Origin of the sequence: Aquimonas sp., assembly GCF_044377145.1 — a bacterium.
Lineage (GTDB): Bacteria > Pseudomonadota > Gammaproteobacteria > Xanthomonadales > Xanthomonadaceae > Aquimonas.
Genome location: NZ_JBILJQ010000064.1, coordinates 25739 through 32806, shown reverse-complemented (window position 1 = coordinate 32806; position 7068 = coordinate 25739). Strand labels below are relative to the sequence as shown.

The 7068-nt window shown below is 65.1% G+C and carries 6 protein-coding genes; 2 read left to right on the top strand and 4 right to left on the bottom strand.

Features of this window, described 5'->3' with window-relative positions:
* Positions 1-94: 94 nt before the first annotated feature.
* The 4 genes from ACIQ7H_RS16990 to ACIQ7H_RS16975 form a co-directional block, all read right to left on the bottom strand.
* Positions 95-733, bottom strand: a complete 639-nt coding sequence (locus ACIQ7H_RS16990) for a restriction endonuclease subunit S (RefSeq protein WP_395793684.1) — start codon at positions 731-733, stop codon at positions 95-97.
* Positions 730-2841, bottom strand: a complete 2112-nt coding sequence (locus ACIQ7H_RS16985; RefSeq protein WP_395793682.1) for an N-6 DNA methylase — start codon at positions 2839-2841, stop codon at positions 730-732. The genes ACIQ7H_RS16990 and ACIQ7H_RS16985 overlap by 4 nt, the downstream gene beginning before the upstream one ends.
* Before the next feature lie 113 nt (positions 2842-2954).
* Entirely contained in the window at positions 2955-3944 is a 990-nt protein-coding gene (locus ACIQ7H_RS16980; RefSeq protein ID WP_395793680.1) for a Fic family protein, read from the bottom strand.
* A 418-nt stretch (positions 3945-4362) separates the two neighbouring features.
* The gene (locus tag ACIQ7H_RS16975) at positions 4363-4842 is read right to left on the bottom strand and encodes a peptidylprolyl isomerase (RefSeq protein ID WP_395793678.1); all 480 of its coding nucleotides are present in this window, start codon (positions 4840-4842) and stop codon (positions 4363-4365) included.
* Here ACIQ7H_RS16975 and ACIQ7H_RS16970 point away from each other — a divergent pair.
* Together ACIQ7H_RS16970 and ACIQ7H_RS16965 are read left to right on the top strand one after the other, a co-directional pair.
* On the top strand, positions 4841-5416 hold the full coding sequence (locus tag ACIQ7H_RS16970; RefSeq protein ID WP_395793676.1) for a C40 family peptidase: 576 nt from the start codon (positions 4841-4843) through the stop codon (positions 5414-5416). The two genes, ACIQ7H_RS16975 and ACIQ7H_RS16970, sit on opposite strands and share 2 nt — an antisense overlap.
* A 291-nt stretch (positions 5417-5707) precedes the next feature.
* Positions 5708-7027 (top strand): DEAD/DEAH box helicase, encoded by a 1320-nt coding sequence (locus ACIQ7H_RS16965; RefSeq protein ID WP_395793674.1) that lies wholly within the window; start codon positions 5708-5710, stop codon positions 7025-7027.
* Positions 7028-7068: the final 41 nt, after the last annotated feature.

Here is a 7068-nt window from a genome sequence, read left to right as displayed (position 1 = left end):
CGGCGGAAGATGTTTCTGGCGGGCGAACCCGCAACGGCTTTGGCATGGGAGTCTCCGAACAAAGCCGCCCTAGAATGAGAGATAACGTGCTGCGTCACTGTCTCGTGGAGTGTAGGCGCGTAGGGAAAGCCTTGCCGTAGCGAAGCTCAGCGACTTGTCCGAAAGCCTGAGAAGTCCAGTCATCGGGTAAACCATCGACGATCTTGATGTGCTCGTGTCCGGGGAAGCGGAGGTGGACGAACCACTCGCGGTAGAGCAGCCGCGCCGACTCCTCCAGCAGCGCAATCCGTCGCCGGTTGTTCTCGATCAGGTCGTCGTAGGCCGAGAGGACTGAGGCGATGCGCACCTGCTCGCGTCGTGCAGGTGCGGCGACTTTCAGCAAGTGCAAGACTCTCCGATCAACGCCTGGTACAGCCGCCTTTTCAGACCGGTAGTTCTTGAGGACGCTCCTGAGCAGGTAAGCGCAGAACTTCGGGTCATTGCCCTTGAAGTCCACCACGTAGAGGGCCGTGTTGAGTGGCCAGTAGGACTCTGCGAGAAAGAAGACTTCTCCGATCGTGCCGTATCGTCCGGTGACGACTCCGGGTGGCTCGGCCTTCGCCACGCTGTGCCGCCCAGTGACACCGGAGGAGGACACCACGGGTACGTCGCCATCCACGCGAACCCTGTCCGGAAGATCATGACCACGTTGCAGAGTCAGCACGTCGCCAAGGTTGCAAGGCTTCCAACTCACACGCCCAGCTCCTCAAAATTCCGCGCGATCTTCGCTGCCAGCTCGACGGCCTCTTCGTTGAGGCCCTTCAAGTCGATATGGATCGACCGCAGCGCCTCCTCGAAGTCGAAGTCCTCGTCCACCTCTTGCGGCGCCACGCCGACGTAGCGGCCCGGCGTCAGGCTCCAGTCGTGGGCGGCGATTTCGCTGCGGTAGACGCGTTTGACCAAGCCCTCGATATTGCGGAACTCGGCCTCGGGAAAGCGCTCGTGCAGCCAGTCGGCCTGCTTCACGAAGTAGCGGGTCTGCCGCAGGGCTTCCACCGCGGCGGCGCGCGCTGTCTCCAGCGCCTTGCGGGCACGGTTGATCTCGGCGCTGGGCCACAGCTCGCAGTCCTTGGCGGCCAGCTCCTTCACGGCCACATCGACCACGCGCCCTGCCAGCTTCACGGCCTGATCGAGCTGGCGGCTGAGGTCGCGGCAGCGCTCGGCCAGCGGGTGCAGGGCCCAGCGCGCCGACTGCAGGCGGCTGTTGCTGCGCTGCCCGTCCTGGGTGGCTGACCATTCGCGTGTACGGTCCAGGACTTCCCAGCCCAGGCTCACGGCATCGTCTGCAACCAGGGCTTTGGAGCCTTCAAGCTCCACCCAGGCATCGTTCAGCGGATCCGCCTCGCGCGGCGCCCGCGCGAAGGGGGTCATGATCGCGATCAGCTTGGTCAGTGCCTGCTCGAACGCCTCAAGCGGCACGGCCATGGCGTGTGCATGCTGCAGCGAGGTGGCCAGGTAGGACTCGATCAGGGCGACAAACCGCTGCGACTGCCCGCGGTACAGCCAAACGATGGCGGCGAGGTTTTTCTGCTGCTCCGGGCTGAAGTCGTAGATCGCCCGGGTCACTTTGCGGTAGATGCCGCGCGCATCGAGCATCAGCATCTGATCGCGTCGTTCGTTGTCGCGCTCTTTGGCGCGATCGAAGAACCAGAGCTGGCAGGGCACGGTGCGGGTGTAGAAGAAGTTGCCGCGGATGTCGATCATCACGTCGACGGCGCCGGTCTCAACCAGCTTCTGCCGAACGATCGCCTCATCGCGCCCGGCGCTGGAGGCCTGTGAGGACATCACCACACCGGCGCGGCCGTTCTCGTTGAGGTAGCTGTAGAAGTACGACAGCCACAGGTAGTTGGCGTTGCTGACCTTCTTGGCCTTGTTCACTCCCGGCAGGCCAAAGGGCAGACGCGGGTCGTGCTTGACCTTCTCTGCGTCGACTTCGTCGACGTTGAAGGGCGGGTTGGCCATGACGAAGTCGCACTTGCCGAGCAGTTCGTGCGGGTCCTTGTAGTAGGTGATGGCTTCGTTGCCGGAGCGGATCTTGCCCTCCAGCCCGTGCACGGCGAGGTTGATCTGCGCCAGCTTGGCGGTGGTTTCGTTCTTCTCGTGGCCAAAGAAGGTCACCCGGTTCATGGTGTCTTCGCCAGCGTCCTCGATGAAGTGGCTGGACTGCACGAACATGCCGCCCGAGCCGCAGGCGGGGTCGAAGACGATGCCGTGATCGGGTTCAATCACATTGACCAGCGTCTGCACGATCGAGGGCGGCGTAAAGAACTCGCCGTTGTCGTGGGCGCCCTGCTTGGAGAACTCGGCAAGGAAATACTCGTAGATGCGGCCGAACACATCGCCGGATGCGGTACGCAGCGCCTCGGAGTCGAACAGCCGCAACATGCGCTCCAGGATGTCGTCATCGAAACGCGCGTAATCCTTCGGCAACTGGCCGGCGAGCGGCGGGAAGTGCTTCTCAACCTCTTCCATCGCGTGAGTGAGCGCCCCGCCCAGCTGGCCATCTTTCGGCATCGCCAACAGCGCATCGAAGCGTGCCACCTCAGGCAGGAACATGGCCCGACGGCGGAGAAAATCGGCATCGGCCAAGGGCCGCTCAGGCATTCGACCGGCGAGCTTGTCGGCCTGTATGGCTGCCAAGGCCTCGTAGTACCGATTGCTGGCGTGGCGCAGGAACAGCAGGCCCATGATGGGCATGAAGTATTCGTTCGATGCGAGGCCGGAGTTGGCGCGCAGGTCATCGGCGATCTTCCAGAGGTCGGCCTCGAACTGCTCAAGCCCGGCAAAGTGGTCGGCAATCATTTGTTGCGGGTCCTTGTTCCTTGGTGCGCTCGCAAGTCGCCGCTTGGGTGAGGTGCGAGGCCATGTGTTTGAGGCTTGTTGATTCTTCGATTGAGCCTGCCCACGCAGTCGGGCTACTGTCGACTCCATGTTGCCCCACGCCCCATACCGCTCGGCGCAATCAATCCTTCCGCCTTCATCTCGCGCAGCACCACTCGCACCATGTCACGGCTGACGCCCGGGCAGGCTTGTTCGATCTCCGAAATGGAGAAGGGCTGGGTGCGGCGCAGTACTTCAGCGCGTACGCGTTCGCCCTTGCTGCCCCGGCCACGCTCGATGGTGCCCACGCGCTGCTCGAACTCACCGTAGGCGCGCAGCAGAACGCCCCAGAAATAGTTGAGCCAGGGCGCGACCTCGTGCTGGGCCTGATGCCAACCCTGCGAGCTGGCTTCCAGGGTTTCGTAGTAGCTCTGCTTCGACTCCTCGATGACGCGCTCCAGGCTGATGAAGCGGCCAACCGCGTAGTCGAAGTGGTAGAGCAACTGCAGCGTCAGCAGACGACCGACTCGGCCATTGCCGTCGGGAAACGGATGAATGCACAGGAAGTCGAGCACCGCCAACGGCACCAGCACGAGCGGATCCGCCAGATGCTTGCCGAGGGCATAGTCATAATGGGCGACAAGGTCGGTCACCGCCATTGGCGTGAGGTGAGCGGCGACCGGCTTGAAGCGTATGCGCGAGCTGCCGTCCGGATGACGCTCGATGATGTCGTTGTCCGTGGACTTCCAGCGGCCACCCGGCTGCGGCAGGTAGCGATACAGCATGGTGTGGAGCTGCATCAGCACGCCAGCGGAAAACGGCATGTGGGTGGCGCTTTCGTGCACCAGCGACAGCGCATCGCGGTAGCCGGCGACTTCCTGTTCGGATCGGCTCTTGGGCTCGGCCTGCTTTAGCACCAGCGAACGCAGACGGCTGGGGGCGACCACAACGCCCTCGAGGCGGTTGGACGACTCGGTCGACTCGACGACCGCCACCTGCCGCAGGTCGGTCAGCACCTCGGGCGACTGCGCAACGAACAGCTGTTGTCGGCCGCGGCACTCGCCCAACGCCCGCAGCGTGGCCATTTGCAGGGTGTCAAAACGGAGGCACTGGAGGAACTCTGGCGTGAGGGAATGCATGGCTTGAGGCGGCGACGGAATGGGGTAATCCTAGCCTCAAAAGGGGTATTGAGGGGATGGACTACCCTCTTTAGCTCCGCGATTGCCTACTTCCGGGCTGGCAGCTTCTGACTGGGCAAACCTCACCGGAAGACGCAGCCAGTCGGCGCGGGGACCGTTCCGGGGACTTGCCCGACGGGAGGCGAAGGCACGCAAGGAGTGGGGCGCCTGCGCTGCCCTTCGATCCGCCCCACATCGCGCGATTCGCCCCTCTTCTCACGTGGGAACAGCAGGGAAGCCCTTGGTCCGGCTCGCGTTCGCTGCAACCCCCGACCACAAGGTCCGCCGCCGCAACGGGCGTTCAGCCCATCGCGGCGGCCGAACCTCAATGCTGCACGCCGCCCTCGCGTTGCACGTGACCGTGATCGAGCTCTTCAGGCGAGGCCTCGCGCACTTCGATGATCTCGATATCGAAGCTCAGCTGCTTGCCGGCCATCGGATGGTTCAGGTCGATGTCGACGACGCTCATGCCAACCTTCTGGATGGTGATCGGACGCGGGCCCTCGCGGGTCTGCATCATCACGGTCTGGCCGACTTTCAGTGGCATGTTCTTGAAGTGCTTCTTGGGCACGCGCTGGCTCAACTCGGGGCGATACGGGCCGTAACCCTCTTCCGGGCTGATCTCGGTCTGGATCTGTTCGCCGACCTCGCGGCCCGCCAGCGCGGCCTCGATGCCTTTGATCAGGCCGCCACGGCCGTACAGGACCGCCAGCGGCTCACCGACGGTGCGCGAGCTCTCGACTTCGCGGCCGGCTTCGGACACGGTGTAATGGAAACGGACAACACGGTTTTCTTCGACTTTCATGGGTGACTTCTTGGCTGGATGCGGAAGGGACGTAACGCGACAGGATAGCGGCGATGGCCGGCTTCGTCACGGCAGCCGGCGCGTGGCACTGCTGATCCTGATACTCGTGCTGGCCGCATGCGGCGGCGCACCGAAGCGGCCGCAACCGCCTACGGCAACGGATTCAGGATCTTCAGTTGCGGGTGCCGGGATGCCAAGCCACCTCGCCAACGAGGTGCTGTTTCTGGCGATTTCGCTGGTCGGTACGCCGTATCGATACGGCGGCAACACGCCGGATGCCGGCTTCGACTGCAGCGGCCTGATCGGCTACGTGTTCCGCGAGGCGGCCGCGCTGCGCCTGCCACGCACTACCGGCGAACTCGAGGCGCTGCGCGGATCAGACGTCGCCCGCCGCGCGCTGCGCTCGGGCGATCTGGTGTTCTTCGGCAGCCGCGGCCGGGTCAACCACGCCGGCATCTATGTCGGCGAGGGGCGCTTCGTGCACGCGCCGAGCAGCGGCGGCACGGTGCGCCTGGATGCCCTCGATGGCCACTACTGGCGCGATCATTTCCTCGGCGCCAAGCGACTGCTGTAGCGCCGAGCAGAAGCACGGCGCGCTGCCGGCGTGACCTGGGCGGCGATCTCCTGTAGCCTTGCCGACGCTCTGATGCGCCGTGTGCGCTCTCCCCAGGGCCTTGTCGTCGCGTAGTCCGGGTCTTCCATGGCCCTGTCGCCCGAGTGTCCAGGGTCCAGCCGCCGCTCTTCAAATGCGTCGGAGCTGACCGGCCGCGATATGCGCGCGCCGTGTCCATGGCGAATCCTCGCCACGCAACACCACCTGCAGCGCGGTTGTCGGGAGCGCTTGGGTCACCAGATGGAATCATTCATGTCTTTTGACAACCTCGGGCTGTCCAGCCCGCTGCTGCGCGCGTTGGCCGACCTTGGCTATACCTCCCCCACCGAAATCCAGCAGCTGGCGATCCCGCACGTGCTGCAGGGTCGCGATGTTCTCGCCGGCGCCCAGACTGGCACCGGCAAAACCGCCGCGTTCGCACTGCCGCTGCTGCAGCGTCTGGCGGCCGGCACCCCGGCAACCTCCAAGCGCCCGCGTGCGCTGGTGCTGACCCCCACCCGCGAACTGGCGGCCCAGGTGCATGAGAGCGTGCGCGACTACGGCAAGCATCTGCGCATCCGCTCGGCGACCGTGTTCGGCGGCGTCGGCATGGTGCCGCAGGTCGAAGCGCTGCGCCGCGGCGTTGACGTGCTGGTGGCCACGCCGGGCCGCCTGATCGATCACCTCGGCCAGGGCACGGTCGATCTGTCGCAGATCGAAGTGCTGATCCTCGACGAAGCGGACCGCATGCTCGACATGGGCTTCCTGCCGGCGATCAAGCGCATCCTGACCAAACTGCCGCACAAGCGTCAGACCCTGCTGTTCTCGGCTACGTTCGCCGAGCAGATCCGCGAGCTGGCCAAGCAGTTCCTGCACAACCCGGCCGAGATCCAGGTCGCCCCGCGCAACAGCACGGTGGAGATGATCGAGCACGTGGTCTACCCGGTCGACACCGCCAAGAAGCGCGATCTGCTGCTGCACGTGCTGAGCCTCGACAGCCGCCGCCAGACCCTGGTGTTCAGCCGCACCAAGCACGGCGCCGACCGCCTGGTGAAGCTGCTCGAAGCAGCCGGCATGAAGGCCGCTGCGATCCACGGCAACAAGAGCCAGGGCGCCCGTACCAAGGCGCTCAGCGATTTCAAGAACGGCCGCATCACCGCGCTGGTTGCCACCGATATCGCCGCCCGCGGCATCGACATCGACCAGCTGCCGACGGTGATCAACTTCGATCTGCCGATGGTCGCGGAAGACTATGTTCACCGGATCGGCCGCACCGGTCGCAACGGCAGCACCGGCCACGCGATCTCGTTGGTCTGTCACGAGGAAGCCGGCCAGCTGCGCGAGATCCAGAAGCTGATCGGGCGTGAGATCACCCAGGAAGTGATCGTCGGTTTCGAGCCGAATCAGCCCTTGAAGATGTGCGGCCCGATGCCGCGCCCGTCCGGCTCGCCGCGTCCGCAGCAGCGTCGCGCCGGCGGCGGTGGTCGTGGTCCTGCCAATGGCCGCAGCAACGGTGCCAGCGCCGGCGCTGGCAACAACCGCAGCGGTGCGGCGCAGCCGCGGCGCAGCCAGAACAGCGACCGCCGGGTCTGAGAGCCCGCTTAGTGCGGCCGGCACTCGCCCGCTGCACGCGT

What these genes read in the sequence shown, in the direction of transcription:
- ACIQ7H_RS16985 (WP_395793682.1), bottom strand. Translation starts at nt 2,841, where the DNA reads ATGATTGCCGACCACTTTGCCGGGCTTGAGCAGTTCGAGGCCGACCTC.
- ACIQ7H_RS16980 (WP_395793680.1), bottom strand. Translation starts at nt 3,944, where the DNA reads ATGGCCACGCTGCGGGCGTTGGGCGAGTGCCGCGGCCGACAACAGCTG.
- ACIQ7H_RS16970 (WP_395793676.1), top strand. Translation starts at nt 4,841, where the DNA reads ATGGGTGACTTCTTGGCTGGATGCGGAAGGGACGTAACGCGACAGGAT.
- ACIQ7H_RS16975 (WP_395793678.1), bottom strand. Translation starts at nt 4,842, where the DNA reads ATGAAAGTCGAAGAAAACCGTGTTGTCCGTTTCCATTACACCGTGTCC.
- ACIQ7H_RS16965 (WP_395793674.1), top strand. Translation starts at nt 5,708, where the DNA reads ATGTCTTTTGACAACCTCGGGCTGTCCAGCCCGCTGCTGCGCGCGTTG.